This window comes from Streptomyces sp. NPDC085927, from assembly GCF_044540975.1.
Taxonomy (GTDB): Bacteria; Actinomycetota; Actinomycetes; order Streptomycetales; family Streptomycetaceae; genus Streptomyces; species Streptomyces hirsutus.
In genome coordinates this window covers 153,330-179,403 of sequence record NZ_JBITSN010000017.1, presented here as the reverse complement: position 1 = coordinate 179,403, position 26,074 = coordinate 153,330, and the positions used below count along the sequence as shown (strand labels likewise).

At 71.7% G+C, this 26,074-nt stretch carries 18 protein-coding genes; 14 read left to right on the top strand and 4 right to left on the bottom strand.

Going from position 1 to position 26,074, the window contains the following annotated elements; all coding sequences use genetic code 11:
* Positions 1-110 precede the first annotated feature (110 nt).
* Together ACIF80_RS32360 and ACIF80_RS32355 are read right to left on the bottom strand one after the other, a co-directional pair.
* Positions 111-1,274, bottom strand: coding sequence for a PQQ-dependent sugar dehydrogenase (locus ACIF80_RS32360; RefSeq protein ID WP_399811175.1), 1,164 nt, complete (start codon positions 1,272-1,274; stop codon positions 111-113).
* Between the two features lie 171 nt (positions 1,275-1,445).
* Positions 1,446-2,444 carry an aldo/keto reductase gene (locus ACIF80_RS32355; protein ID WP_399811172.1) on the bottom strand — a complete coding sequence of 333 codons (999 nt, stop codon included), beginning with the start codon at positions 2,442-2,444 and terminating at the stop codon, positions 1,446-1,448.
* Positions 2,445-2,519: 75 nt separating this feature from the next.
* Between ACIF80_RS32355 and ACIF80_RS32350 the strand changes: the two genes are divergently transcribed.
* From ACIF80_RS32350 to serA, 6 genes are all read left to right on the top strand, one after another.
* A complete protein-coding gene (locus ACIF80_RS32350) occupies positions 2,520-3,470 on the top strand; it encodes a 2-hydroxyacid dehydrogenase (RefSeq protein ID WP_399811170.1) in 951 nt (316 codons plus the stop codon).
* A 430-nt stretch (positions 3,471-3,900) separates the two neighbouring features.
* Positions 3,901-7,062 (top strand): putative bifunctional diguanylate cyclase/phosphodiesterase, encoded by a 3,162-nt coding sequence (locus ACIF80_RS32345; RefSeq protein WP_399811167.1) that lies wholly within the window; start codon positions 3,901-3,903, stop codon positions 7,060-7,062.
* A gap of 228 nt (positions 7,063-7,290) precedes the next feature.
* Positions 7,291-9,183, top strand: a complete 1,893-nt coding sequence (locus ACIF80_RS32340) for an acetolactate synthase large subunit (RefSeq protein ID WP_399811165.1) — start codon at positions 7,291-7,293, stop codon at positions 9,181-9,183.
* A gap of 28 nt (positions 9,184-9,211) precedes the next feature.
* The gene (ilvN, locus tag ACIF80_RS32335; RefSeq protein WP_030216544.1) at positions 9,212-9,736 is read left to right on the top strand and encodes an acetolactate synthase small subunit; all 525 of its coding nucleotides are present in this window, start codon (positions 9,212-9,214) and stop codon (positions 9,734-9,736) included.
* A gap of 118 nt (positions 9,737-9,854) precedes the next feature.
* Positions 9,855-10,853, top strand: coding sequence for a ketol-acid reductoisomerase (gene ilvC / locus ACIF80_RS32330; protein WP_399811161.1), 999 nt, complete (start codon positions 9,855-9,857; stop codon positions 10,851-10,853).
* Positions 10,854-11,201: 348 nt separating this feature from the next.
* Positions 11,202-12,791, top strand: a complete 1,590-nt coding sequence (gene serA, locus ACIF80_RS32325) for a phosphoglycerate dehydrogenase (RefSeq protein ID WP_399811158.1) — start codon at positions 11,202-11,204, stop codon at positions 12,789-12,791.
* Between the two features lie 290 nt (positions 12,792-13,081).
* On the opposite strand, the gene ACIF80_RS32320 is transcribed toward serA, so the two are convergent.
* Entirely contained in the window at positions 13,082-14,629 is a 1,548-nt protein-coding gene (locus tag ACIF80_RS32320; RefSeq protein WP_399811156.1) for an MFS transporter, read from the bottom strand.
* Positions 14,630-14,725: 96 nt separating this feature from the next.
* Between ACIF80_RS32320 and ACIF80_RS32315 the strand changes: the two genes are divergently transcribed.
* Positions 14,726-15,334, top strand: coding sequence for a TetR/AcrR family transcriptional regulator (locus ACIF80_RS32315; RefSeq protein WP_399811153.1), 609 nt, complete (start codon positions 14,726-14,728; stop codon positions 15,332-15,334).
* 15 nt (positions 15,335-15,349) lie between these two features.
* On the opposite strand, the gene ACIF80_RS32310 is transcribed toward ACIF80_RS32315, so the two are convergent.
* Positions 15,350-16,606, bottom strand: coding sequence for a PucR family transcriptional regulator (locus ACIF80_RS32310; protein WP_399811150.1), 1,257 nt, complete (start codon positions 16,604-16,606; stop codon positions 15,350-15,352).
* 139 nt (positions 16,607-16,745) lie between these two features.
* On the opposite strand from ACIF80_RS32310, the gene ACIF80_RS32305 reads away from it, so the two are divergent.
* The 7 genes from ACIF80_RS32305 to ACIF80_RS32275 all read left to right on the top strand — a co-directional run bounded on the left by ACIF80_RS32305 (position 16,746) and on the right by ACIF80_RS32275 (position 25,917).
* On the top strand, positions 16,746-17,672 hold the full coding sequence (locus tag ACIF80_RS32305; RefSeq protein ID WP_399811147.1) for a proline dehydrogenase family protein: 927 nt from the start codon (positions 16,746-16,748) through the stop codon (positions 17,670-17,672).
* Between the two features lie 100 nt (positions 17,673-17,772).
* Positions 17,773-19,413, top strand: a complete 1,641-nt coding sequence (pruA, locus tag ACIF80_RS32300) for an L-glutamate gamma-semialdehyde dehydrogenase (protein WP_399811144.1) — start codon at positions 17,773-17,775, stop codon at positions 19,411-19,413.
* Positions 19,414-19,740: 327 nt separating this feature from the next.
* Positions 19,741-19,872: a hypothetical protein gene (locus ACIF80_RS32295; protein WP_332430812.1), complete on the top strand. Its 132-nt coding sequence runs from the start codon at positions 19,741-19,743 to the stop codon at positions 19,870-19,872.
* Between the two features lie 100 nt (positions 19,873-19,972).
* Positions 19,973-21,049 carry a 3-isopropylmalate dehydrogenase gene (locus ACIF80_RS32290; protein WP_399811142.1) on the top strand — a complete coding sequence of 359 codons (1,077 nt, stop codon included), beginning with the start codon at positions 19,973-19,975 and terminating at the stop codon, positions 21,047-21,049.
* Between the two features lie 249 nt (positions 21,050-21,298).
* Positions 21,299-22,387 (top strand): branched-chain amino acid aminotransferase, encoded by a 1,089-nt coding sequence (locus ACIF80_RS32285; protein WP_399811139.1) that lies wholly within the window; start codon positions 21,299-21,301, stop codon positions 22,385-22,387.
* A gap of 464 nt (positions 22,388-22,851) precedes the next feature.
* Positions 22,852-24,456, top strand: a complete 1,605-nt coding sequence (cimA, locus tag ACIF80_RS32280; protein WP_399811136.1) for a citramalate synthase — start codon at positions 22,852-22,854, stop codon at positions 24,454-24,456.
* Between the two features lie 120 nt (positions 24,457-24,576).
* The gene (locus tag ACIF80_RS32275) at positions 24,577-25,917 is read left to right on the top strand and encodes a hypothetical protein (protein ID WP_399811133.1); all 1,341 of its coding nucleotides are present in this window, start codon (positions 24,577-24,579) and stop codon (positions 25,915-25,917) included.
* The last annotated feature ends 157 nt before the right edge of the window (positions 25,918-26,074 follow it).

Sequence of the window (26,074 nt, the reverse complement as noted above, 5' to 3'; positions counted from 1 at the left end):
TGGGTGAAGGACTGGAACGAGGATCCCAAGCCGTTCATCTGGACCAAGACCGCCGAAGAGATCCTCGATTCCCTCGCCCGCTTCTGCCGACGGATCTCTGGCGCAGGACACTAGCTCACCCGCACCTCCAGGACGCGGTCGTCCTCGCCGCCCGGGTCACCGCGGCCGTCCGTGTTGCTGGTGACCAGCCACAGCTTGTCGCCGCCCGCCGCCGCCACCGTGCGCAGCCGCCCGTACTCGCCCTCCAGGAAGGCCTGCGGTTCCGCCGAGGCCTCCGTGCCCTTGAGCGGGATCCGCCACAGGCGCTCACCGCGCAGGCCCGCCATCCAGACCGACCCCTCCGCGTACGCGATGCCGCTGGGGGAGGCCTCGTCCGTGCTCCACTGGGCGATCGGACTGCGGAAGCCGTCGTCGTCGGACCTGCCCTCCGCCTCCGGCCAGCCGTAGTTGGCGCCGGGCTCGATCGCGTTGAGCTCGTCCCACGTGTTCTGGCCGAACTCCGAGGCGAACAGCCGCTGCTTGGAGTCCCAGGCCAGGCCCTGCACATTGCGGTGACCCAGCGAGTACACCGCGGAGTCGGGAAGCGGATTGCCCGGCGCCGGCTCGCCCTCCGGGGTCAGCCGCAGGATCTTGCCGCCCAGCGACTTCTCGTCCTGGGAGAGGCCGGTGTCGCCGCTCTCACCCGTGCCCACGTACAGCATCCGGTCCGGGCCGAACGCGATCCGGCCGCCGTTGTGGACCACCCCCTTGGGGATGCCCCGGAACACCGTGTCCGGTGCGCCCAGCCGCTCACCCTCGGGCTTCTTCTCGTCGTACATCATGCGGACGATGCGATTGTCCGAGGCCGAGGTGAAGTAGGCGTAGATCATGCGGTCCGAGGCGTACTCGGGAGAGAGCGCGATGCCGAGCAGGCCGCCCTCGCCGGACGGCGACACCCCCGGCACCTCGCCCAGTTCGGACGTCTCGCCCGTCTCGGCGTCGACCCGGCTGATCGTGGCCTCGTCCCGTGACGACACCAGCAGATCACCGTCGGCCAGGGGTGCGAGCCCCCATGGGGAGCGCAGGTCCGTAGCGACCGTACGGAGCACCTTCACCGAGCCCTTCGCGGGCGGCGTCTCCTCGGCGCCGCCCTCCGGGGACGAGGACCGCCCCGCCGGACCGGTCGGGGAGGAGCCGGCGTCCTTGTCCGGCGTTCCTCCGTCGTCGGAGGAACAGCCGGCCGTCAGCAGGAGCGCGGCGGTGGCCAGTACGGCCGTAACGGCTCGATGGTGCACGATGTCGTCCCTTCGACGCGGCGGGTTCTCCCTGTCATACACCGCCCGCGCCCCACAAGTTCCCGATCGGGCGAGCCCGAACCGTCGGCCACCGTCCGGCCCGGGCTCCCTCCCGCGGTCTCGGCCCGGCGGCCCGCGGTGCCCGGTCTCCCTCCCGCGGTCTTGCGTCCCTCAGTCCCACGACCCCTGGGCCGCGGGCAGTTCCGCGATCTCCGCCAAGTCGGCCTCCGTCAGGCACAAGTCCGCCGCCCCCGCGTTCTCGGCGACCCACCGCTCCTGCTTGGTCCCCGGCACCGGGATCACCTGCCCGCCCTGCGCCAGCACCCAGGCCAGGGCCACCTGCGCCGGGGTGACGTCCTCGCCGTGCCGGCGGGCGACACGGCGCAGACCGGCCACGATCGGCTGGTTCGCAGCCATCATCTCGGCGGTGAAACGGGGGTGCCGGGCCCGCAGATCGTCCGCCTCGAAACCCTCACCCGGCGTCAGCGTGCCGGTCAGGAAGCCGTTGCCCAGCGGCATCGCGGCCAGGAACCCCACACCGCGCGCGGCACACCACGGCAGCAGCGCCTCCCGCGCCTCCGGCGACCACACCGACAGCTCCGCCTCCACCGCGCTCACCGGGAAGACCTGCTGCACCCGCTCCAGTTGCCGGACCGTCGCGTCGTGCAGCCGCGCCCCGGGCCGTCGCGCGGATCGCGCACCGACCGCGCAGAGCCCCAACGCCCGTACCTTTCCGGCCCGTACGAGCTCCGCCATCGCGCCCCAGGTCTCCTCGACGGGGATCTCCGGGTCCGCACGGTGCAGCTGGTACAGGTCGATGACGTCGGTCTGCAGCCGGCGCAGCGAGGCGTCGCAGGCCCTTCTCACGTACCCGGGGCGGCCGTTGGCCACGATGTGCTGATCGCCCACCAGCAGACCGACCTTCGTCGACACGAAGGCGTCGCCGCGCCGCTGCTTCAACACCCGCCCCAGCAACAGCTCGTTGGTGAACGGGCCGTACATGTCGGCCGTGTCCAGCAGCGTCGACCCCAGGTCGAGCGCCCGGTGCACCGCTCTGAGCGAATCCTCGCCGCGCTGCCGCGAGGTGCTGTAGGCCCAGCTCATCGGCATGCACCCGAGTCCGACGGCCCCCACCGCGAGCGCCGCCGCGCCGATCGTCCTGCGCTCCACCTGGTCGTGACCCTCCCTTTCCCGGACCCCAACCTAACCTCTGGCGTCGCGGACCCCTGACATAGCCTCCGGACCATGACTGCTGACGTATGGCTTCCCCTCCCGCCGGACGAGATCGAGGGTCTTCCGAAGGGCCCGCGGTACCACTTCTGGGACGGCGCGCAGGAGTACCCGGCCGACCCGGCCGACTGCGTGTTCTTCGTCGTGCCGTACATGAGGCCCGGTGACGTCGGGGTGCGCCCGCTGCCGCTGATGAGCTCGGTCGAGGTCGTGCAGACCCTGTCCGCCGGCGTCGACCACGTGCAGCCCGGCCTGCGCCACCTGGGCCCCGGCGTACGGCTCTGCAACGCGCGCGGAGTGCACGAGGCGAGCACGGCCGAGCTGGCGCTCACCCTCGTCCTGGCCTCGCTGCGCGGTCTGCCCGACTTCGTGCGGGCGCAGGACAAGGGGGAGTGGCTCGGCGGATTCAGGTCCGCGCTCGCCGACCGGAACGTGCTCATCGTGGGGTACGGGGCGATCGGCACGGCCATCGAGGACCGGCTCGTTCCGTTCGAGCTCGCGCGGGTGGCGCGCGTCGCGCGCTCCGCACGCGCAGCGGCGCGCGGGCCGGTGCATCCGTTCACCGAACTGCCCGCGCTGCTGCCGGAGGCGGATGTCGTCATCCTCTCCACCCCGCTCACCGAGGCCACCCGCCACCTCGTGGACGCCGGCTTCCTGGCCCGGATGAAGGACGGCGCGCTGCTCGTCAACGTGGCCCGGGGGCCCGTCGTCGACACCCCGGCCCTGCTCACCGAGGTGGAGAGCGGCCGCATCACCGCGGCCCTCGACGTGACCGATCCCGAACCGCTCCCCCCGGACCATCCCCTGTGGCGGGCCCCGGGCGTGCTCATCAGCCCGCACGCCGGCGGGCCCACCTCCGCTTTCCGGCCACGTGCCGAGCGGCTGCTGGCGGACCAGTTGAACCGATTCGTGAACCGGGAAGAGCTCCGGAACGTGATCCTGGTGACGGAGGCGGTAAGCAGGTAGTCCGTTTCGAGTACCGTCCGCGTTTTTCCGGATGCGATGGGTACTCATACATCAAGTGATCGTCACGGAGCGTAGAGAAGCTATGTCCCTGAGTGACGGGACTGGTGTATCGTCCGACAGGGGCTGCGCCGCTGACCGTCGGCGCGGGGGATTGACATTGCAGACTGTGAGGGGGGCGACGGGCGATGCACGGCCTATGGACGAGCGATCCGACGCGATTGAGCCGCCGTCGGCGACCCTGGCGCACGACCGCGCGCAGCCGGGGTCACCACAGCGGTCACCACACCCGTGGTCACCACCCCCTCGGGCAGCACCCCCGGAGCAGCGGCCGCCCCGGCGACCTCTGTCCCCACCACCACGGGTACGGCAGCCGCGGGAGGCCGGCCCAGCCGGCCCACCCGGCCGGAACGGTGCGTACCGGGAGGGACCGGTGAGCGCGCCGGCCCCCACGACCACGCTCGACGGAGCGGTGCGGGCGCACCCCGCCCCGGAAGCGCTGCCCTCCCGCCCGCCGGCCGTGGAGCGCCGGCAGGGAGTGGTACCGCAGCTCGTCCTCGCCGTCGTCTGCGCGGCCTACGCGATCGGCGCCGCCTTCGGCTGGGGGTCGGACCGACTCGCGCTGATCATGGGTGACTTCGGACTGAGCGCCGCGGCGGCCGCGGCCGCCGTGTCCTGCTTCCTGTACGCGCGCGGCCCTCGTGTCCGTTTCCGGCCCGCCTGGCTGCTGTTCGGCATCTCCTCCACCATGGCGTCCCTGGGCAATCTGGTCTGGGGGTGGTACGAGGTCGTCCTCGGGCTCCCCGTGCCCAGCCCCAGCTACGCCGACCTGTTCTTCCTGTGCTTCGCGCCGCCCGCCATCGTGGGGCTGCTGGTGCTCGCCAAACGGCCCGTGACCAAGGCCGGCTGGGTCTGCCTGGGCCTGGACGCCTGGCTGATCGGCGGCTCCCTGCTCACGCTCGCGTGGAGCCTCGCGCTCGCCCAGACCGCGCAGGCCGGGGGCGAGGACGTGGCGCACACCGCGCTGTCCCTGGCGTACCCGCTGCTCGACATCGCCCTGGTCAGCATGGTGCTCGCCCTGCACTTCCGGCGGTCGGCGCTCACCCGCTCAGCGGTCAACACCGCGATCGGCGCGCTCGCGCTCACCGTGCTGTGCGACGCCCTGTTCACCTCCCCGCTGCTGCACAACACCTACCGGTCGGGACAACTGCTCGACGCGGGCTGGTTCGCCGGCTCGCTGCTCCTGGCGTACGCGCCCTGGACCCGTCCCCGGGGCGGCCGGTCCGGGGACGAGGGGCACACGCGCGTGGTGCGCGAGCACCTGCCCGGCCAGTACGGCGGACCGAACCCCTGGACGAGCGGCCACCCGGCCCACCTCGGGAACGACCCGGCCCACCACGCGGCCCACGGCCCGGCCCACCTCCCGTACCCCCACCCCTCGTACCTCCACCATCCCCCGTACCTCCAGCCCCCGGCCGCGCCCGGCGCCGAGCGCGGCCGGTACCCGGTCTCCCGGCCCATCGCCGGCTCCCTCGGCGCGCTCGCGCCGTACCTCGCCGCGGCCGTGTGCACCCTGGGGATCCTCTACACCGTCCTCAACGGCCGCAGCGTCGACCGCGTGGTCCTGCTCACCGGGGGCACCGTGGTGCTCGCGCTCGTCGTGCGCCAGGGCATCATGCTGCTCGACAACATCACCCTCACTCAGGAACTGGCCCACAAGGAGAACCACTTCCGCTCCCTGGTGCAGGGCTCGAGCGACGTCATCATGATCGCCGCGCCGAGCGGCATCCTCCGCTACGTCTCCCCGGCCGCCGCCGGAGTGTACGGCCGCCCCGCGGAGGACCTGGTGGGGACGGAACTGGCGCAGCTCATCCACCCCGAGGACCTGGACTGCGTCGTGCACGAGGTGCGCCGGTTCCTCGCGGCCGGCCCGGCCGAGGAGCCCACCACGCGCATCGAGTGCCGGTTCCGCTTCGGCGGTGGGGGCACCTCCCGCTCGAGCGAAGCCGAGAGTGGGGGAGGCTGGCTGAACGTGGAATCAACCGTCAACCGGCACCACGGCGGCCTCATCTTCAACAGCCGGGACGTCACCGAGCGCGTGCGGCTCCAGGCGCAGCTCCAGCACAACGCCGAGCACGACCCGCTCACCGACCTGCCCAACCGGGCCCTGTTCACCCGGCGCGTCCAGCAGGCCCTGTCCGGCCGCCGGGCCTCCGACCGGGGCGCCGCCCTCAGGGGCACGGCCGTGCTCTTCATCGACCTCGACGGCTTCAAGGCCGTCAACGACACCATCGGCCACCAGGCCGGCGACGAACTGCTGATCCACGCCGCCCGCAGACTGCGGGACGCGGTCCGCAAGGGCGACACCGCCTCCCGGCTGGGCGGCGACGAGTTCGCCGCCCTGATCGTGGGCGACGGCACCCGCGACCGGGAGGCCCGCGAGCGGCACATCCTGGAGCTCGCCGACCGCCTCAGAGTGACCCTCTCCCAGCCCTACCTCATCGACGGCAACGATGTCCGGGTCAACGCCTCCATCGGTGTCGCCTTCGCCGAACCGGCCCTCGGAGCCGGCGAACTGCTGCGCAACGCGGACCTCGCCATGTACCGGGCCAAGGCCGCCGGCAAGGGCCGGGTGGAGCTGTACCGGCCGCAGATGCAGCAGGACGTCGTCCGCAGGGCGGAGCTGGCCACCCGGCTGCGCGCCGCGCTGCACGACGGCGAGTTCGCGCTGCTGCACCAGCCGGTGGTGTCCCTCCAGGACGGCAGGATCACCTCGGTCTGCGCCCAGGCGCGCTGGCGTTCCTCACAGGGCGTGCTCTTCACCCCCGCGGAGTTCCTGCGCGTCGCCGAGGACAGTGAGAAGACGGCCGAACTGGGCCGCTGGCTCCTCGAGGAGGCCGTCGAGCAGGCCGCCGAACGGCAGGCGACGGGAGTGTCGGTGCCCGTGGCGGTCCGGATCGCCGCGCGCCGGCTGCTGGACCGGTCGCTGCCGCTCGGCTCGATCGAGGCCCTGCTCACCCGGCACGGACTGCCCTCCGGCTCGCTGGTCGTCGAGGTGGCCGAGACCGACCCCCGGGTCTGCCTGGACGAGCTGGAGCGCCGGCTGACCGCGCTCAAGCGGGTCGGCGTCCGGATCGCACTGGACGGCTTCGGCAGCGGCTACGCGGCGATCACCGCCCTGCGACGGCTCCCCGTCGACGTACTGAAACTCGACCGCGGCCTGGTCGAGGGCGTGGTCGAGTCCGCGCGGCTGCACAAGATCACCGGTGGGTTGCTGCGGATCGCCGGCGACCTGGGCATGCAGTCCGTGGCCGAGGGGGTGGACCTGCCCGAGCAGGTCGTCGCCCTGCGCGCGATGGGGTGCACGCACGGGCAGGGCATGGCCTTCTCCGGGCCGCTGGACGAGTACCGGCTGCGCAGGGCGCTCTGCACCGGCCGCTATCCGGTGCCGAACGGACCGGCCGAACCCGTGTACGCGGGCGGCGGTCCAGGGGGCTCCGGCGGCGCCGGCGGGTACGCGTCGGGAGTGGCCTCGATGCTCCGGAGCGGTGCGGTCCTGCGCTCACATGATGAGACGCCCGTCCCACCCACTTGACAGTCGGTGCGCGCCGGGGGGAGGGTCAATGCCATGCGCACCCGAATTCTCGTACTTGGACAGCGCGTCGGCTGACGCTGAGCATTGTCTGCTCAACGCCCCCGCCCGACGCGCTCCCCTCGCTTGCCTCATGGCACGAGGGGTTTTTTGTTGCACCAGCACCTGTCGCACCGCCCACGCACACCACGCGAATCTCGCAAAAACCCTCAGCATCGAGAAGAGAAGCCGATGACCGAGCAGGCCACCGGGGCCCACCCGCAGCCGCGGCCCCGATCCGGAGGGCAGCAGTCCGCCCCCGAGAGCGTCACGGGCGCGCAGTCCCTCATCCGCTCGCTCGAGGAGGTCGGCGCCGACACGGTATTCGGCATTCCCGGCGGTGCGATCCTTCCCGCCTACGACCCGCTGATGGACTCCACCCGGGTGCGCCACGTCCTGGTGCGGCACGAGCAGGGCGCGGGCCACGCGGCCACCGGGTACGCGCAGGCCACCGGCAAGGTCGGCGTCTGCATGGCGACCTCGGGCCCCGGCGCCACCAACCTGGTCACCCCGATCGCCGACGCGCACATGGACTCCGTGCCGCTGGTCGCGATCACCGGACAGGTCGCCTCCAAGGCGATCGGCACGGACGCCTTCCAGGAAGCGGACATCGTCGGCATCACGATGCCGATCACCAAGCACAACTTCCTGGTCACCAAGGCCGAGGACATCCCGCGGGTGATCGCGCAGGCCTTCCACATCGCCGCCACCGGCCGCCCCGGCCCGGTGCTCGTGGACATCGCCAAGGACGCCCTCCAGGCGAGGACCACCTTCTCCTGGCCGCCCACCATGGACCTGCCCGGCTACCGGCCCGTCACCAAGCCGCACGCCAAGCAGATCCGTGAGGCCGCCAAGCTCATCACCTCCGCGAAGCGGCCGGTCCTCTACGTCGGCGGCGGCGTCATCAAGGCCCGCGCCACCGCGGAGCTGAGGGTCCTGGCAGAACTCACCGAGGCTCCCGTCACCACCACCCTGATGGGACTCGGCGCATTCCCCGACAGCCACCCGCTGCACGTGGGAATGCCGGGCATGCACGGTGCGGTCACCGCCGTCACCGCGCTGCAGAAGGCCGACCTGATCGTCGCCCTCGGAGCCCGTTTCGACGACCGCGTCACCGGCAAGCTGGACAGCTTCGCCCCCTACGCGAAGATCGTCCACGCCGACATCGACCCGGCCGAGATCGGCAAGAACCGGACCGCCGACGTGCCGATCGTCGGCGACGCCCGCGAGGTCCTCGCCGACCTCGTCCTGGCCGTCCAGAAGGAGCACGCCGAGGGCCACCGGGGCGACTACACCGCCTGGTGGAAGGACCTGAGCCGCTGGCGCGACACCTACCCCCTGGGCTACGACCAGCCCGAGGACGGATCGCTCTCCCCGCAGCAGGTCATCGAGCGCATCGGACAGCTGGCGCCCGAGGACACGATCTTCGCCGCCGGTGTCGGCCAGCACCAGATGTGGGCCGCGCACTTCGTCCAGTACGAGAAGCCCGCCACCTGGCTGAACTCCGGCGGCGCCGGAACCATGGGCTACGCCGTCCCGGCAGCCATGGGCGCCAAGGCCGGACAGCCCGGCCGGACCGTCTGGGCGATCGACGGCGACGGCTGCTTCCAGATGACCAACCAGGAACTCACCACCTGCGCCCTGAACAACATCCCGATCAAGGTCGCCATCATCAACAACGGCGCCCTCGGGATGGTCCGCCAGTGGCAGACCCTGTTCTACAACCAGCGCTACTCCAACACCGTGCTGGGAGCCGGCCCCATCGAGGCGGGCAGCGCCCCCACCGACCTGGGCAGCGGCTCGGCGGTGGGCCCCGGCACGCAGCGCAGCGCCGGCACCCGCGTCCCCGACTTCGTCAAGCTGTCGGAGGCCATGGGCTGCTACGCGATCCGCTGCGAGGACCCGGCGGACCTCGACAAGGTCATCGAGGAGGCGAACTCCGTCAACGACCGCCCGGTCGTCGTGGACTTCGTCGTCCACCAGGACGCCATGGTGTGGCCGATGGTCGCCGCCGGCACCTCCAACGACGAGATCATGGCCGCCCGCGACGTCCGCCCCGACTTCGGCGACAACGAAGACGACTGAGCCAGGAAGAGCGAAGAGGAAACACGACATGTCCAAGCACACGCTCTCCGTCCTGGTGGAGAACACCCCCGGCATCCTGGCCCGGATCGCCGCGCTGTTCTCCCGCCGCGGCTTCAACATCGACTCGCTCGCCGTGGGCGTCACCGAGCACCCCGACATCTCCCGCATCACCATCGTGGTGAGTGTCGAGGAGTTCCCGCTGGAGCAGGTGACCAAGCAGCTCAACAAGCTCGTCAACGTGCTGAAGATCGTCGAGCTCGAACCCGGGCAGGCCGTCCAGCGCGAACTCGTTCTGGTGAAGGTGCGGGCCGACAACGAGACGCGTTCCCAGATCGTCGAGATCGTCCAGCTGTTCCGCGCCAAGACCGTGGACGTCTCCCCGGAGGCCGTGACCATCGAGGCCACCGGCAGCAGCGACAAGCTGTCCGCCATGCTGAAGATGCTGGAACCCTTCGGCATCAAGGAACTGGTCCAGTCCGGCACGATCGCGATCGGACGTGGCGCCCGTTCGATCACCGACCGATCGCTGCGCGCGCTCGACCGGTCGGCGTAGGACAAGCGACGGGCGGCCGCGACACACCGGCCGCCCGTATTCCGAGACTCCGAAACCTCCCCTCCCCCCGCCGTCATACGGTGGGACGCGACACCTGCACACAAGGAGAGAACCCAAAGTGGCCGAGCTGTTCTACGACGCCGACGCCGACCTGTCCATCATCCAGGGCCGCAAGGTCGCGGTCATCGGTTACGGCAGCCAGGGCCACGCCCACGCCCTGTCGCTGCGCGACTCCGGCGTCGACGTGCGCGTCGGTCTGCACGAGGGCTCGAAGTCCAAGGCCAAGGCCGAGGAGCAGGGCCTGCGCGTGGTGAACCCGTCCGAGGCCGCCGCCGAGGCCGACGTCATCATGATCCTGGTCCCGGACCCGATCCAGGCCCAGGTCTACGAGGAGCACATCAAGGACAACCTGAAGGACGGCGACGCCCTGTTCTTCGGTCACGGCCTGAACATCCGCTACGGCTTCATCAAGCCCCCGGCCGGCGTCGACGTCTGCATGGTCGCCCCGAAGGGCCCGGGCCACCTGGTGCGCCGTCAGTACGAGGAGGGCCGCGGTGTTCCCTGTATCGCCGCCGTCGAGCAGGACGCCTCCGGCAACGCCTTCGAGCTCGCCCTGTCGTACTCCAAGGGCATCGGCGGCACCCGCGCCGGCGTCATCAAGACGACCTTCACCGAGGAGACCGAGACCGACCTGTTCGGTGAGCAGGCCGTCCTCTGCGGTGGCACCGCGGCACTGGTCAAGGCGGGCTTCGAGACGCTGACCGAGGCGGGCTACCAGCCCGAGATCGCCTACTTCGAGTGCCTGCACGAGCTGAAGCTGATCGTCGACCTCATGTACGAGGGCGGCCTGGAGAAGATGCGCTGGTCGATCTCCGAGACCGCCGAGTGGGGCGACTACGTCACCGGCCCGCGGATCATCACCGACGCCACTAAGGCCGAGATGAAGAAGGTCCTCGCCGAGATCCAGGACGGCACCTTCGCCCAGCAGTGGATGGACGAGTACCACGGCGGTCTGAAGAAGTACAACGAGTACAAGAAGCAGGACAGCGAGCACCTGCTGGAGACCACCGGCAAGGAGCTGCGCAAGCTCATGAGCTGGGTCGACGAAGAGGCGTGAGCCGAGCGCTCCGGGGCGGTGCCGGGCGCTGAGGCCGGCACCGTCGCGGAGCCCTTCGGGAGGGCCCCGCCGGGGCCCGCCCCCCGACCCCGCTCCACCATCGCCACAGGGGGTGGGTCTTTCGTTGGCAGGCCGGTCCGGCCACTTACGGATGATCCTTCCGCAGCGACGCAGGACGACACCCCGGCGCCACTACACTGCTGCACCATACGCGTCAGGCCCACAGCGTCGTGCGTCTTCCACGCGGCTAAGCGACACCGAGGAATTGCAGGCACATCCCGGCGCCGCTCCCCTCCACCGCATGCGGCCGTCGGGACGGCCGTCCGCATTGGACATGTGAGGACCCACGTGAGCTCGAAACCTGTCGTACTCATCGCCGAAGAGCTGTCGCCCGCGACCGTGGACGCGCTCGGCCCGGACTTCGAGATCCGCCACTGCAACGGCGCGGACCGGGCGGAGCTGCTGCCCGCCATCGCCGAAGTGGACGCGATCCTGATCCGCTCGGCCACCAAGGTCGACGCCGAGGCCATCGCCACCGCGAAGAAGCTCAAGGTCGTCGCGCGGGCCGGTGTCGGCCTGGACAACGTCGACGTCTCCGCCGCCACCAAGGCCGGCGTGATGGTGGTCAACGCGCCCACCTCGAACATCGTGACCGCCGCGGAACTCGCGTGCGGGCTGATCATCGCCACCGCGCGCAACATTCCGCAGGCCAACGCCGCGCTGAAGAACCACGAGTGGAAGCGCAGCAAGTACACGGGCGTCGAACTCGCCGAGAAGACCCTCGGAGTCGTGGGTCTGGGACGGATCGGCGCCCTCGTCGCACAGCGCATGTCCGCCTTCGGCATGAAGATCGTCGCCTACGACCCCTACGTGCAGCCCGCGCGGGCCGCGCAGATGGGCGTCAAGGTGCTGTCGCTGGACGAGCTGCTCGAGGTCTCCGACTTCATCACCGTCCACCTGCCCAAGACCCCCGAGACGCTCGGCCTGATCGGCGACGAGGCGCTGCGCAAGGTCAAGCCGAGCGTGCGCGTCATCAACGCCGCGCGCGGCGGCATCGTCGACGAGCAGGCGCTGTACGCGGCGCTCAAGGAGGGCCGGGTCGCCGGCGCCGGCCTGGACGTGTACGCGAAGGAGCCCTGCACGGACTCCCCGCTCTTCGAGTTCGACCAGGTCGTCTGCACCCCGCACCTCGGCGCGTCCACCGACGAGGCGCAGGAGAAGGCCGGCATCGCCGTCGCCCGCTCGGTGCGCCTCGCGCTCGCCGGCGAGCTGGTCCCGGACGCGGTGAACGTGCAGGGCGGGGTCATCGCCGAGGACGTCAAGCCGGGTCTGCCGCTCGCCGAGCGCCTCGGCCGGATCTTCACCGCGCTGGCCGGCGAGGTGGCGGTCCGCCTCGACGTCGAGGTGTACGGCGAGATCACCCAGCACGACGTGAAGGTGCTGGAGCTCTCCGCGCTCAAGGGCGTCTTCGAGGACGTCGTCGACGAGACGGTGTCCTACGTGAACGCGCCGCTGTTCGCGCAGGAGCGGGGCGTCGAGGTCCGGCTGACCACCAGCTCCGAGTCCGCCGACCACCGCAACGTCGTCACGGTGCGCGGCACCCTGGCCGACGGCGAGGAGATCGCGGTCTCCGGCACGCTGGCCGGTCACAAGAACGTCCAGAAGATCGTCGCGGTCGGCGACTACGACGTGGACCTCGCGCTCGCGGACCACATGGCCGTCCTGCGCTACGAGGACCGGCCGGGTGTCGTCGGCACCGTGGGCCGGGTCTTCGGCGAGGCCGGCATCAACATCGCCGGCATGCAGGTCGCGCGTGCCGCGGCCGGCGGCGAGGCCCTCGCCGTCCTGACGGTCGACGACACGGTGCCCCCCGCGGTGCTGGCCGAGGTCGCGACGGAGATCGGCGCCACGTCGGCCCGCTCGGTGGAACTGGTCTGAGACCGCCGTCCCGGGAGCTCCGCCCCCGGGTCCCGTTCGGCCCGAAAGGCGCCGGGGGGGCCCCCCCCCGGGGGGGGGCCCGCGGGGGGGGGGGGGGGGCCGGGGGCCCGCCCCCGGCCCGGCCGGCCCCCCCCGGGGGGGCGCCCCCCCCGGCCCCCCGGGCGCCCGGGGGGGGGGCTGGGGGAGCCCCCCGGCGCCCGGGGCCCCCCCCCCCGGGGCCCCCGCCCCCCCCCCGGGGGGGGGGCCCCCCCCGGGGGGGGGGCCCCCCGGCGCCTTTCGCGTTGCCCCGGTCAGACGGCCGCTTCCTCGGCCTTTGCCGCGGTGGCCTCCTCCCGCACGGGGACTCCCCGCAGTGTCACGGCCGCCAGCACCGCCCCCGCCGCGAGGACGCCCGCCGCCGCGATCGCCGCGGTCTGCATGCCCTGGGCGAACGCCTCCCGGGCCGCCGCCGCCAGGGCGTCCCCCGCGCGCCCCGGCAGCCGGTCGGCCGCGGCCAGCGCGCCGCCCAGCGTCTCGCGGGCCGCAGCCGGGGCCGTGTCCGGGACGCCGTGGCGGTAGACGGCGGTACCGATGGAGCCGAGGACCGCCATGCCCAGTGCGCCGCCGAACTCCGCGCCCGTCTCCATCAGGGAGGAGGCCGAACCCGCACGCTCCACCGGGGCGGTGCCCAGCGCGAGATCCGTGATCTGGGACACCACCATGGTGACCCCCGAGGCGAGGACCCCACAGCCGACCAGCACCAGCACCAGTGCGTCCGTGTCCACGGACATCAGTGGTACGAAGCCGCACGCGGCGGTGACGAAGCCCGCCGTCACCACATGGGCGCGTTCGACGCCCCGTCGCACCAGCCGGGCCGCGAACGGGGCCGCGAAGCCGACGGGCACCGAGGGCACCAGCGCCCACAGGGCCGCCTCCATCGCACTCATGCCGAGCACCGACTGCAGGTACTGCGTGGTGAAGAACGCCGAACCCATCATCCCGAACAACGTGATGACGTTGAGGGCGACGGCCGGGGCGAAGCCGCGGCTGCGGAACAGGGCAGGGGAGATCATCGGCGAGAGGGCCGTCCGCTGCCGGTGGACGAAGAGGGCCGCGAAGAGCAGCCCCACGGTGACCGCCACGACGTACTGGACGTTCCAGCCCTTGGACGGGATCTCCTTGAGGCCGTAGACGACGGGGAGCACGGCGGCCATCGACAGCGGAACGCTCAGCCAGTCGAAGCGGCCGGGTGCGGGATCCTTCGACTCGGGCAGCAGGATCGGTCCGAGGACGAGCAGCAGGGCCATCGCCGGCAGGTTGACCAGGAAGACCGAACCCCACCAGAAGAACTCCACCAGCACGCCGCTCAGCACCGAGCCGAGCGCCACACCGGCCGTCATCACGGCGGACCAGATCGCGATGGCCTGCGTCCGCTGGCCCGCGTCGGTGAAGAGCGAGCGCACCAGCGCCAGCGTCGACGGCATCAGGGTGGCGCCGCCGATGCCCAGGACCGCGCGGGCGGCGATCAGGGTCTCGGCGCTGTTCGCGTACGCCGCCGCCAGGGAGGCGGCGCCGAACGCCACCGCGCCGATCAGCAGGAGTCTGCGGCGGCCGACCCGGTCGCCCACGGAGCCCATCGTCATCAGCAGGCCGGCCAGGACGAAGCCGTAGATGTCGAAGATCCACAGCTGCTGGGTACCGCTCGGCGCCAGGTCCGCGGTGATCTCCGGGATCGCGAAGTAGAGGACGGAGACGTCCATCGAGACCAGCATCAGCGGAAGCATCAGCACGGTGAGCGCGGTCCACTCACGGCGGCCGGCTCGGGCGGGCGGGGGGACGTTCGGCGGATCGGTCGTCATGCCGGTGACTGTACGCACGTTTTATACGCTCGTCTATGACGCATGTATAAAACGTGCGTCTGGGACGGCTGTATGGGCCGGGAGTAGGGTGTCGTCATGGGACACCGCGAAGATCTGCTCGAAGGCGCCAAGCGCTGCCTGCTGCAGAAGGGGTTCATGCGCACCACGGCGCGCGACATCGTCAAGGAGTCGGGCACCAACCTGGCGTCCATCGGCTACCACTACGGCTCGAAGGACGCGCTGCTCGCGCAGGCCTACGTCGAACTGGTGGAGGACATGTCCGTCGCCTTCGACGGCGGCACGGAGGGCGGGCCCGCCGGTGAGCCCGCCGGTGAGCTCGGGGGTGAGCCCGGCTCGCTGGAGCGGTTCACCGACGTGTGGTCGAACATCATCGGCACGATGGGGGAACCCGGCTCGCTGTGGCGGCTCAGCATGGAGATCGTGGCCATGGGCGACGACATGCCCGAGGTGCGGGACCACCTGGCACGGGCCCAGCGGGAGGGCGCGCGCGGCCTGGTCACGCTCTTCATGGGCGGCCGTGAGGAGGACGTCCCGGAGGAGACCGTGGACACGCTCGGCGGCTTCTACGTCACGCTGCTGATGGGACTGATGGTCCAGTGGTCGTTCGACCGGCAGCACGCGCCCGCCGCCGACCGGCTCACCGCGGGGCTCCGCCAGGTGATCGAGGCCGCCGACCGGAGTTGACGGCCCTTCGGCCGGTCACAGCCGGTGCGCCTTCAGGGCCATGTGCAGCAGCAGCCGGTCCTCGCCGTCGTCCAGGTCGAGGCCCGTGATCTGCTCGATCCGGGACAGGCGGTAGTACAGGGTCTGACGGTGGATGCCCAGCTCGGCGGCCGTGCGGCCGGCCTGGCCCGCGTGGTCGAGGTAGGCCTCGGCGGTACGGGCGAGTTCCCGGTGCACCGGAAGGAGCAGCGGACCGACGGCGGGGTCGGGGGCGGCCCGGCGGGGCAGCGCGGTCAGGAGCCGGTAGGGGCCGATCGACGACCAGCGGGCGACCGGGCCCAGGCGGGGCTCGGCCAGGGCCGCGCGGGCCGCCGCCGACGCCTCGCCCCAGGCGGCGCCCAGACCGGCGAGACGGGAGCGGGGCGTGGCGATCCCGGCGGCGGCCGGTGGAGCCGCGGCCGGGCCGGTGGCGGCGGGCCGGTGCCCGGCGCCGCTCGTGCGGGCCCGCTCCAGGAGCCGGCCGGCGGCCGTCGTCGCCGGGGTCAGCACGTCCGAGGCGCGCAGCCGCATGAGCAGGGCCAGTGACACGTCCGCGGCCCCCCACGGCAGGGTGCACAGGGCCGTGGCGCCCGGCACCGTACGCACCGACGGGGCGTCCTCGGGGTCGGCGGAGGGCCACGGGGCCACGCACACCAGCGTGTACGGGCCGTCGGCGCGGCTGCCGAGGGCGGTGCGGAGCTCGGCGACCGCCAGATCGCGCTGCCCGTCGCGCTCCGCGCCGAGCACCGCCCGCAGCTCACGGGTCAGATCGGCACCGTGCTGCGCCTCGTCGGCGAGCAGCGCCCCGATCCGGGTGGTCACCCCCATCGCCGCGGCCAACTGCTCCTCGGAGGGGCCCGGGTCGTAGTCGAGCAGCCAGACGTAGCCGAGGACGACGCCCCGATGCCGTACCGGCAGGCAGACACGGCCCCGGTGCACACCCGCCTCCGGGGCGCGCGGGATACGGACCGGGCCCGTCGCGCGGGTGATGCCGAACCCCTCGAACCAGGACCGGACGGCGGCCGTCGAGCGGCGGGTGAGGATCGAACGGGTGCGCACCGGGTCGAGGACGGACGGATCGAGCTCGCCCTCGCTGTCGTACGTGCCGAACGCGAGCAGCTCGAAGTCGCGGTTCTCCAGGGTCGCCGGAGCGCCGAGCAGCTCCGAGATCTCGTCCACCAGCTCCTGGTAGTCACCCCTGCGGTCCGATGTCACCCCGGCATTCTCCCGCAGAACCGCACTGCCTTCATACATCTGTCTGAGATCGGTGGCACGGATGCGTGACAGCTGTCGATGGCCCACGATCGGATGAATCCCTAGGTTTCACGGTGGTTCTCCGTGCCCTGCCCGAAGCGTCGGGTCACGGCCGTTCAGCAGCTTGTGGAGGTGCCCCGTGCTGGGTCCCGTGATTCTCGCCGCCTCACGCAGTGACCGGATGCGTCGCCTCGTCTCGGCGGCCCCGGTGACCAAGCAGGTCGTCGACCGTTTCATCCCCGGTGAGACCGTGGACGAGATCCTGCCCGTGATCGACGAGCTCACCGGCAACGGCCTGGAACTGACGATGGACGTCGTCGGCGAGGACATCACCACCCCCGAGCAGGCCACCGCCGCGCGCGACGCCTACCTGGAACTGATCGGCCGGCTCGGCCCGCTGGAGCTCGGCACCCGCGCCGAGATGTCGGTGAAGCTGTCGATGTTCGGCCAGGCGCTCCCCGGCGGACACGACCTGGCGCTCGCCAACGTCCGCCCGGTCGTCGAGGCCGCCGCCGCCATCGGCACCACGGTCACCCTCGACGCCGAGGACCACACCACCCTCGACTCGATGTTCGCCATCCACGACGAACTGCGGAAGGACTTCCCGCAGACCGGCTGCGTCATCCAGGCCTACCTCTTCCGCACGGAGGAGGACGCGCGCCGCCTCGCCGCGAACGGCAGTCGCGTACGGTTGGTGAAGGGCGCCTACAAGGAGCCCGCCGAGGTCGCCCACCAGCAGAAGCACGAGATCGACAAGGCGTACGTGCGCATCCTGCGGACGCTGATGGAGGGCGAGGGGTACCCGATGATCGGGTCCCACGATCCGCGTCTGATCTCCATCACCCAGGAACTGGCCCGCACCGCCGGCCGCAAACTCGACGAGTACGAGTTCCAGATGCTCTACGGCATCCGCGGCGACGAGCACCTGCGCCTGGCCGCCGAAGGCCACCGCATGCGTGTCTACACGGCCTACGGCACCGACTGGTACGGCTACTTCATGCGCCGTCTGGCGGAGAAGCCGGCGAACCTGCGCTTCTTCCTGCGCTCGATGGTCAGCAAGGGCTGAGCCCGAGCACCCACCGCCCGAGCACCCACCGCCCGGGCACCCAGCGGCCCGGGCACCTCCGCTCAAGCACCCGCACCTCAACTCAAGGAGTACGGAAACCATGGACGCTGTGACCCAGGTCCCCACGCCCGTCAACGAGCCGGTGCACGGCTACGCCCCCGGCTCACCCGAGCGCACCCGGCTGGAGACCAAGCTCAAGGAGCTGGCCGACAACCCGGTCGACCTGCCCTGCACCATCGGCGGCGAGAAGCGGATGGGCGGCGGCGAGCGGTTCGACGTCGTGCAGCCGCACAACCACAAGGCGCGCCTGGGCACCTACGCCAACGCCACCCAGCAGGACGCCCAGGACGCGATCGACGCCGCCCTGGCCGCGGCCCCGGCCTGGCGCGCGATGTCCTTCGACGACCGCGCGGCGATCATCCTGCGCGCCGCCGAACTGCTGTCCGGCCCCTGGCGCGAGACCATCGCCGCCTCCACCATGCTCGGCCAGTCCAAGACCGCGCAGCAGGCCGAGATCGACAGCCCCTGCGAGCTGATCGACTTCTGGCGGTTCAACGTCCACTACGCGCGCGGCATCCTCGCCGAGCAGCCCCCGGCCAACTCGCCCGGCGTGTGGAACCGCATGGACCACCGTCCGCTGGAGGGCTTCGTCTACGCGATCACGCCCTTCAACTTCAGCGCCATCGCGGCCAACCTGCCCACCGCGCCGGCCCTGATGGGCAACGTGGTCGTCTGGAAGCCGTCCCCGACCCAGACCCACGCCGCGGTGCTGCTGATGCGGCTGCTGGAGGAGGCCGGTCTGCCCAAGGGCGTCATCAACCTCGTCACCGGCGACGGCATCGAGGTCTCCAAGGTCGCCCTCGAGCACCGCGACCTCGCGGGCATCCACTTCACCGGCTCCACCAAGACCTTCCAGCACCTGTGGAAGACGGTCGGCAACAACATCGAGAAGTACCGCACCTACCCGCGTCTGGTCGGCGAGACCGGCGGCAAGGACTTCCTGGTCGCCCACCCGAGCGCCGACCGCGCCGTGCTCAAGACCGCCCTGACCCGCGGGGCCTTCGAGTACCAGGGCCAGAAGTGCTCCGCCACCTCGCGCGCCTACATCCCGGCGTCCATCTGGAACGACGGCTTCAAGGAGGAGTTCGCCGCCGAGGTCGATTGCCTCACCATGGGTGACGTCACCGACCTGTCGAACTTCATGGGCGCCGTCATCGACGAGCGGTCCTTCGCCAAGAACAAGGCCGCCGTCGACCGGGCCAAGGAGGACCCGTCCTGCACGATCGTCGCGGGCGGCTCCTACGACGACTCGGTCGGCTACTTCGTCCGCCCGACCGTCGTCGAGTGCTCCGACCCGGAGAACGAGGTCTTCCGCACCGAGTACTTCGGCCCGTTCCTCGCCGTGCACGTGTACGACGACAGCGCGGCCGACGCGTACGACGAGATGCTGACCCAGATGGAGTCGGTGTCCGACTACGCGCTGACCGGCGCGGTCGTCTCCAACGACCGCGCGGCGGCCGCGTACACGATGGAGAAGCTGCGCTACGCGGCGGGCAACTTCTACATCAACGACAAGTCGACCGGCGCCGTCGTCGGCCAGCAGCCCTTCGGCGGCGGCCGCGCCTCCGGCACCAACGACAAGGCCGGCGCCCCGCAGAACCTGATGCGCTGGACCCTGACCCGCGCCATCAAGGAGACCCTGGTCCCGCCGACCGACTACGCGTACCCGCACATGGGCTGATCCCTCCCGGCACCGGACCCCCCGTACCGCTGCCGCAGCCCCGTTGGACGGGCCAGGTCGTCACGACCTGGCCCGTCCGGCGTTTTCGCAGGTCGCGGCGGCGGGGCCGGGTTCACCGTCTCAGATAGTAGGAAGTCCGAGTAATTGTGCAGACAGATGCGCCGGGCCCCCTTATTTTTGTAGGAGCCGAACGTCTCGCTCGACCAAGCGAACGGCGGTAGCGAGCCGGGCCCCGTGCAGGCAACCCCTGCGGCCTCCGCTCCCCGCCCCTTCCGGTGACGCGTTTCCCCCTCCGCATTCCCGGCTTGTCGAAGGAGTCGATTCCCCATGGCCGAGACCACCGCCCGCCGCCGCGTCCGTCACGCCTCCCGCACGAGCGAGTCCGACCGCAAGAACGCCGCCGCCGCCCTCCAGCGCGCCCTCGACCGCCGCGACAACGGCGGCTCGACCGGCCACTGAGCCGCGCCGCGCGCACCGGACCGCGACCTCCCCTCCCGTGCGGATGTCCGTATCCCGGACGGTTCATGTCAGAGCATGGGACGAGGAGTAGGGTGCCCGCATGTCTCGCAGTATCGATCTCGCAGTGATTCCCGGTGACGGTATCGGCCGGGAAGTCGTGGCCGAAGGCCTGAAGGTGCTCTCCGCCGTCCTCCCGCAGGATGTGAAGCTGGAGACCAAGGAGTACGACTTCGGCGCCCAGCGCTATCACGCCACCGGTGAGACCCTCACCGACGCCGACCTCGACGCGCTGAAGCGGCACGACGCCATCCTGCTCGGCGCCATCGGCGACCCGAGCGTCCCCTCCGGCGTCCTGGAGCGGGGCTTCCTGCTGAAGCTCCGCTTCGCCTTCGACCACCATGTGAACCTGCGGCCGTCGAGGCTCCTGCCGGGCGTGGCCACGCCGCTCGCGGGGCAGCCGGAGATCGACTTCGTCGTCGTCCGCGAGGGCACCGAGGGCCCCTACACCGGCAACGGCGGCACCATCCGCAAGGGCACCGAGCACGAGGTCGCCACCGAGGTCTCGGTGAACACGGCGTTCGGCGTCGAGCGCGTCGTCCGTGACGCCTTCGCCCGCGCCCAGGCCCGCCCCCGCAAGAAGCTCACGCTGGTCCACAAGAACAACGTGCTGACCTTCGCCGGCCACCTGTGGACGAACGTCTTCAACAAGGTGGCCGAGGAGTACCCCGAGGTCACCACCGACTACATCCACGTCGACGCCGCGACGATCTACCTCGTCACCCAGCCCGAGCGCTTCGACGTGATCGTCACCGACAACCTCTTCGGCGACATCATCACCGACCTCGCCGCGGCCGTCTCCGGCGGCATCGGCGTCGCCGCCAGCGGGAACATCAACCCGTCCGGCGCGTTCCCGTCCATGTTCGAGCCCGTGCACGGCTCGGCACCGGACATCGCGGGCCAGGGCAAGGCCGACCCCAGCGCCACGGTCCTGTCCGTCGCCCTCCTCCTGCGCCACCTCGGCCACGACGACGAGGCCGCCCGCATCGAGGACGCCGTCTCCGCCGACCTCGCGGAGCTCCCCCGTAGCCTCAAGGGCACGGGAGGTACCCCCACCGGCCTGCCCGCGCGCAGCACCTCCGAGATCGGCGACGCGCTCGCCGTACGCGTAGCCGGCTGACCGGGCGCGCACACTCGACACCACTCGAAGCCGCCGGTCGCAACCGCCCGGCGGCTTCGCCATGTCCCGCCGGGTGCCACCATCGACCACCGGGCCGCATTCACCCCGTATTCCCTCCTCCGCCGCCTCCGGGCGATAATCGAACGCGGAGCCGCGGAATGAGGGAATGCTCGGACGTCCCAGCACTGGCCACCGGCCGTACGGGCGTGAGCGCGGCCCGTCACTACAACCGGTGAAGGACAACCATTCATGACCACGCCCACGATCGAGCTCAAGCCCTCCGCCCACCCGCTCTCCGCCGCCGAGCGGGAGGCGATCCTGTCCGCCCCGGGGTTCGGCCGCCACTTCACCGATCACATGGTGACGATCAAGTGGACCGAGGGCCGGGGCTGGCACGATGGTCAGCTCGTCCCGTACGCACCGATCCCCCTCGACCCGGCGACCCACGTCCTGCACTACGCGCAGGAGATCTTCGAGGGGCTGAAGGCCTACCGCCGGCCCGACGGGTCCGTCGCCACCTTCCGCCCGGAGAAGAACGCCGAGCGGTTCCAGCGCTCCGCCCGCCGCCTCGCGATGCCCGAGCTGCCGGTGGAGACGTTCATCGCGGCGTGCGACGCCCTGGTCGGGCAGGACAAGGCCTGGGTTCCGGCGCACGGCGGAGAGGAATCCCTCTACCTGCGCCCGTTCATGATCGCGACCGAGGTCGGCCTGGGCGTGAAGCCCGCCAACGAGTACCTGTTCCTGGTGATCGCCTCCCCGGCCGGTGCCTACTTCCCCGGTGGTGTGAAGCCGGTCTCCATCTGGGTCTCCGAGGACCGCGTCCGCGCCGTCCCCGGCGGCATGGGCGACGCCAAGACGGGCGGCAACTACGCGGCCTCCCTGCTCGCCCAGGCCGAGGCCGCCGCCAAGGGCTGCGACCAGGTCTGCTACCTCGACGCCGTGGAGCACACCTGGGTCGAGGAGCTCGGCGGCATGAACCTGTACTTCGTCTACGGAGACAGGATCGTCACCCCGGCCCTCACCGGCTCCATCCTGGAGGGCGTCACCCGTGACTCCCTGCTGAGCGTCGCCCGCGACCTCGGCTACGAGGCCGTCGAGGAGCGGGTCTCGGTCGAGCAGTGGCAGCGCGACACCGAGAACGGCACCCTCACCGAGGTCTTCGCCTGCGGCACCGCGGCCGTCATCACGCCCGTCGGCACCGTCAAGCGGGCCGGCGGCGAGTGGCAGCAGAGCGGTGGCGAGCCCGGCGAGGTCACCCAGCGCCTGCGCCGGGCCCTGCTCGACATCCAGCGCGGCACGGCCGAGGACAAGCACGGCTGGATGCACCCGCTGGGCTGAGCCCGGCCCCGACGACGACGTGCGCAGCCCCTCGCGGACGCCCGCGGGGGGCTGCGCCTTCGCGTACCCCCGCCCGGCCACCGCGGTCCGGACCCCGCCCGGCCGCCGCGGTCCGGACCCCGGCCCTCGCGGGCCCGGCTCTGCGGTCCTCGCAGGCCGGACACCCGACGCCCGCATCCTGAGACGGACGGTGATCGCGGGACCGCTTTGTGCCACACTTCCCCCGTGCTCTCGTTCGCCACGATTATTGGCAGCAGGCGCGCCGGTCCGCAGTGACCGCACGTACGACAACGTACGGGCGGACACCGTCGTCCTCGACCCGCGCGCAGACCTCTCGCACCCGCGAGGGGTTTTTCTGTTTCCTGGCCCACCTCAAGCCGGGGACCGGGCGCGAGGGACCATGGGGGGACGGTGGAACCGGTCATTCCGGTAGACCGAGATCCAACACCAGGAGCCTTCAGACCATGACCGCAACCAGCGAGCCCGACGACTCGTTCCACGTCTTCGACACCACCCTGCGCGACGGCGCCCAGCGTGAGGGCATCAACCTCACCGTCGCCGACAAGCTGGCCATCGCACGGCACCTGGACGACTTCGGGGTGGGCTTCATCGAAGGCGGCTGGCCCGGCGCGAACCCGCGGGACACCGAGTTCTTCGCCCGCGCCCAGCAGGAGATCGACTTCCGCCACGCCCAGCTGGTCGCCTTCGGCGCCACCCGCCGCGCGGGCACGACCGCCGAGAAGGACCCGCAGGTCAGGGCTCTCCTCGCATCCGGCGCACAGGTCATCACCCTGGTCGCCAAGTCCCACGACCGCCATGTCGAGCTCGCCCTGCGCACCACCCTGGACGAGAACCTGGCGATGGTCCGCGACACCGTGGCCTTCCTCAGGGCCGAGGGCCGCCGGGTGTTCGTCGACTGCGAGCACTTCTTCGACGGCTACCGCGCCAACCCCGAGTACGCCAAGTCCGTCGTCCGCGCCGCCTCCGAAGCCGGCGCCGACGTCGTCGTCCTGTGCGACACCAACGGCGGCATGCTCCCCGCCCAGATCCAGGCCGTCGTCTCCACCGTGCTCGCCGACACCGGTGCCCGGCTCGGCATCCACGCCCAGGACGACACCGGATGCGCGGTGGCCAACACCCTCGCCGCCGTCGACGCGGGCGCGACCCACGTGCAGTGCACGGCCAACGGCTACGGCGAGCGGGTCGGCAACGCCAACCTGTTCCCGGTGGTGGCCGCCCTCGAGCTCAAGTACGCCAAGCAGGTCCTGCCCGAGGGCCGGCTGCGGGACATGACGCGCGTCTCGCACGCCATCGCCGAAGTGGTCAACCTGACCCCCTCCACCCACCAGCCCTACGTCGGCGTCTCCGCCTTCGCCCACAAGGCCGGCCTGCACGCCTCCGCGATCAAGGTCGACCCGGACCTGTACCAGCACATCGACCCCGAGCAGGTCGGCAACACCATGCGGATGCTGGTGTCCGACATGGCGGGCCGCGCCTCCATCGAGCTCAAGGGCAAGGAACTCGGCATCGACCTCGGCGACGACCGCGAACTGGTCGGCCGGGTCGTGGAGCGGGTCAAGGAACGCGAGCTCAAGGGCTACACGTACGAAGCCGCCGACGCGAGCTTCGAGCTCCTGCTGCGCGCGGAGGCCGAGGGCGGGCCCCTGAAGTACTTCGACGTCGAGTCCTGGCGCGCGATCGTCGAGGACCGCCCCGACGGCACCCACGCCAACGAGGCCACGGTCAAGCTCTGGGCCAAGGGTGAGCGGATCGTCGCCACGGCCGAGGGCAACGGTCCGGTCAACGCCCTGGACCGGTCCCTGCGCGTCGCCCTGGAACGGATCTACCCGCAGCTCGCCAAGCTGGAGCTCGTCGACTACAAGGTCCGTATCCTCGAGGGAAAGCACGGCACGCAGTCCACCACCCGGGTCCTGATCTCCACGTCCGACGGTACGGGGGAGTGGTCGACGGTGGGCGTCGCGGACAACGTCATCGCCGCCTCCTGGCAGGCCCTGGAGGACGCGTACACGTACGGTCTGCTGCGGGCCGGGGTCGAACCGGCGGCCTGACCCGGCCGGGCCGGTCCGGCAGGGACGACCCGTGGTGATGCGTGAGTCGCGTGTGCCGTACGGGAAATCCCTGCCGGGCCGGATGCCCGTTTCCGCCCCGGTTCGGGTAGCTTCGAACATATGAAGGACGCGCTGACGCGTACCCTCGTACGCCTGCTGATCGTGCCGGTGGCCGCCGCTCTGGCGGTCCTGATGGCCGGGGCGCCGGGCGCGCACGCGGCCACCGATCTCTCGACCGTGGCCCAGGCGCTGCGTGAGAGCCCCGTCTACGTCGACCCCGAGGCGACCGGCATCCTGTCCGAGTCGGACGCCAAGGCTCTCGCGGACAAGATCGAGGAGGCGGACAAACCCGTCTTCGTCGCGGTTCTCCCCGCCGGATATCCCACGGAGGACCTCTTCCGGAACCTGCGCACCGAGACCGGGATCACCGGCCTGTACGGCATCCGTCTCGGCGACGAGTTCGACGCGCGCGCCGACAACAGCGTGCTGAGCCGCCAGGGTGTGGGGAACCTGGTCACCGCCGCGCGGGGCGCGGGCGATGCCAAGGCCCAGCTGAACGACTTCGTCGACGACGCCCTGCGCAACATCGGCGGATCGGCGCCGGCCTCCTGGAACGAGGGCGGCGGCGAGGTACCGCTCGGCGGCCTGATCACCGTCGGCGCGGTGGTGGCGGTGGGCGGCGCGGGCGCCTACGCCGTGGTCCGCCGCAACCGCAAGCGCCACGAGGAGGAGCAGCGGGCCGCGCTGGAGAAGCTGCGGGTCGTGGTCGACGAGGACATCACCGCGTTCGGCGAGGAGCTCGACCGGCTCGACTTCCACCCCGGTGAGCCCGGCGCCGACGACGCGATGCGCACGGACTACGAGCGCGCGCTGGACTCCTACGAACGGTCCAAGCAGCTGATGGACAGGGCTGACCGGCCGGAGGACGTCCGGCCGGTCACCCAGGCCGTGGAGGACGGCCGCTTCGCGCTGGCCGTGCTCGCCGCCCGCCGCGAGGGCCGGGCGCTGCCGGAGCGCCGCCCGCCCTGCTTCTTCGACCCGCGCCACGGCCCCTCGGTCGCGGACGCCCGCTGGACGCCCCCGGGCGGTGCCGTGCGCGAGGTCCCGGTCTGCGCGGCGGACCGAGCCCGCCTCGCCGACGGCCGGGACCCGGCCGTCCGCGAGGTCGACACCGACTCCGGGCGACGCCCCTACTGGGAGGCGGGCCCGGCCTACGGTCCCTGGGCAGGCGGCTACTTCGGCGGTGGCGTGCTGCCCGGCCTGCTGGTCGGCACCCTGCTGGGCAGCATGATGGCGAGTCCCGCCTATGGGGCCGACTACGGCGCCGGCTACGGCGACTTCGGCGGCGGCGACGTCTCCGGCGCCGACTTCGACTCCGGTGATTTCGGCGGTGGTTTCGGGGGCGACTTCGGTGGCGGCGGCGGCTTCGGCGGCGGAGGGGACTTCGGCGGCGGGTTCTGACGCGCTGCCGTCCGGCCCGTTGCGCGCCGGTGAGGGCCCCGGTAGGCCCGGCCGATGCCGGGGGAGTGCGCCCGCGGCGCTGGGACGCCGAGCGCCCGCCCCCCTCCGTACGGAGGCGGCGGGCGCGCGTTCAGCGGTGCCGGACGGGCGGGACCGT

Bases quoted from the DNA above. Each gene is read 5' to 3' on its own strand.
- ACIF80_RS32350 (WP_399811170.1), top strand. From the start codon at position 2,520: ATGACTGCTGACGTATGGCTTCCCCTCCCGCCGGACGAGATCGAGGGT.
- ACIF80_RS32340 (WP_399811165.1), top strand. From the start codon at position 7,291: ATGACCGAGCAGGCCACCGGGGCCCACCCGCAGCCGCGGCCCCGATCC.
- ilvN (WP_030216544.1), top strand. From the start codon at position 9,212: ATGTCCAAGCACACGCTCTCCGTCCTGGTGGAGAACACCCCCGGCATC.
- ACIF80_RS32320 (WP_399811156.1), bottom strand. From the start codon at position 14,629: ATGACGACCGATCCGCCGAACGTCCCCCCGCCCGCCCGAGCCGGCCGC.
- ACIF80_RS32315 (WP_399811153.1), top strand. From the start codon at position 14,726: ATGGGACACCGCGAAGATCTGCTCGAAGGCGCCAAGCGCTGCCTGCTG.
- ACIF80_RS32310 (WP_399811150.1), bottom strand. From the start codon at position 16,606: ATGTATGAAGGCAGTGCGGTTCTGCGGGAGAATGCCGGGGTGACATCG.
- pruA (WP_399811144.1), top strand. From the start codon at position 17,773: ATGGACGCTGTGACCCAGGTCCCCACGCCCGTCAACGAGCCGGTGCAC.
- ACIF80_RS32295 (WP_332430812.1), top strand. From the start codon at position 19,741: ATGGCCGAGACCACCGCCCGCCGCCGCGTCCGTCACGCCTCCCGCACG.
- ACIF80_RS32290 (WP_399811142.1), top strand. From the start codon at position 19,973: ATGTCTCGCAGTATCGATCTCGCAGTGATTCCCGGTGACGGTATCGGC.
- ACIF80_RS32285 (WP_399811139.1), top strand. From the start codon at position 21,299: ATGACCACGCCCACGATCGAGCTCAAGCCCTCCGCCCACCCGCTCTCC.
- cimA (WP_399811136.1), top strand. From the start codon at position 22,852: ATGACCGCAACCAGCGAGCCCGACGACTCGTTCCACGTCTTCGACACC.
- ACIF80_RS32275 (WP_399811133.1), top strand. From the start codon at position 24,577: ATGAAGGACGCGCTGACGCGTACCCTCGTACGCCTGCTGATCGTGCCG.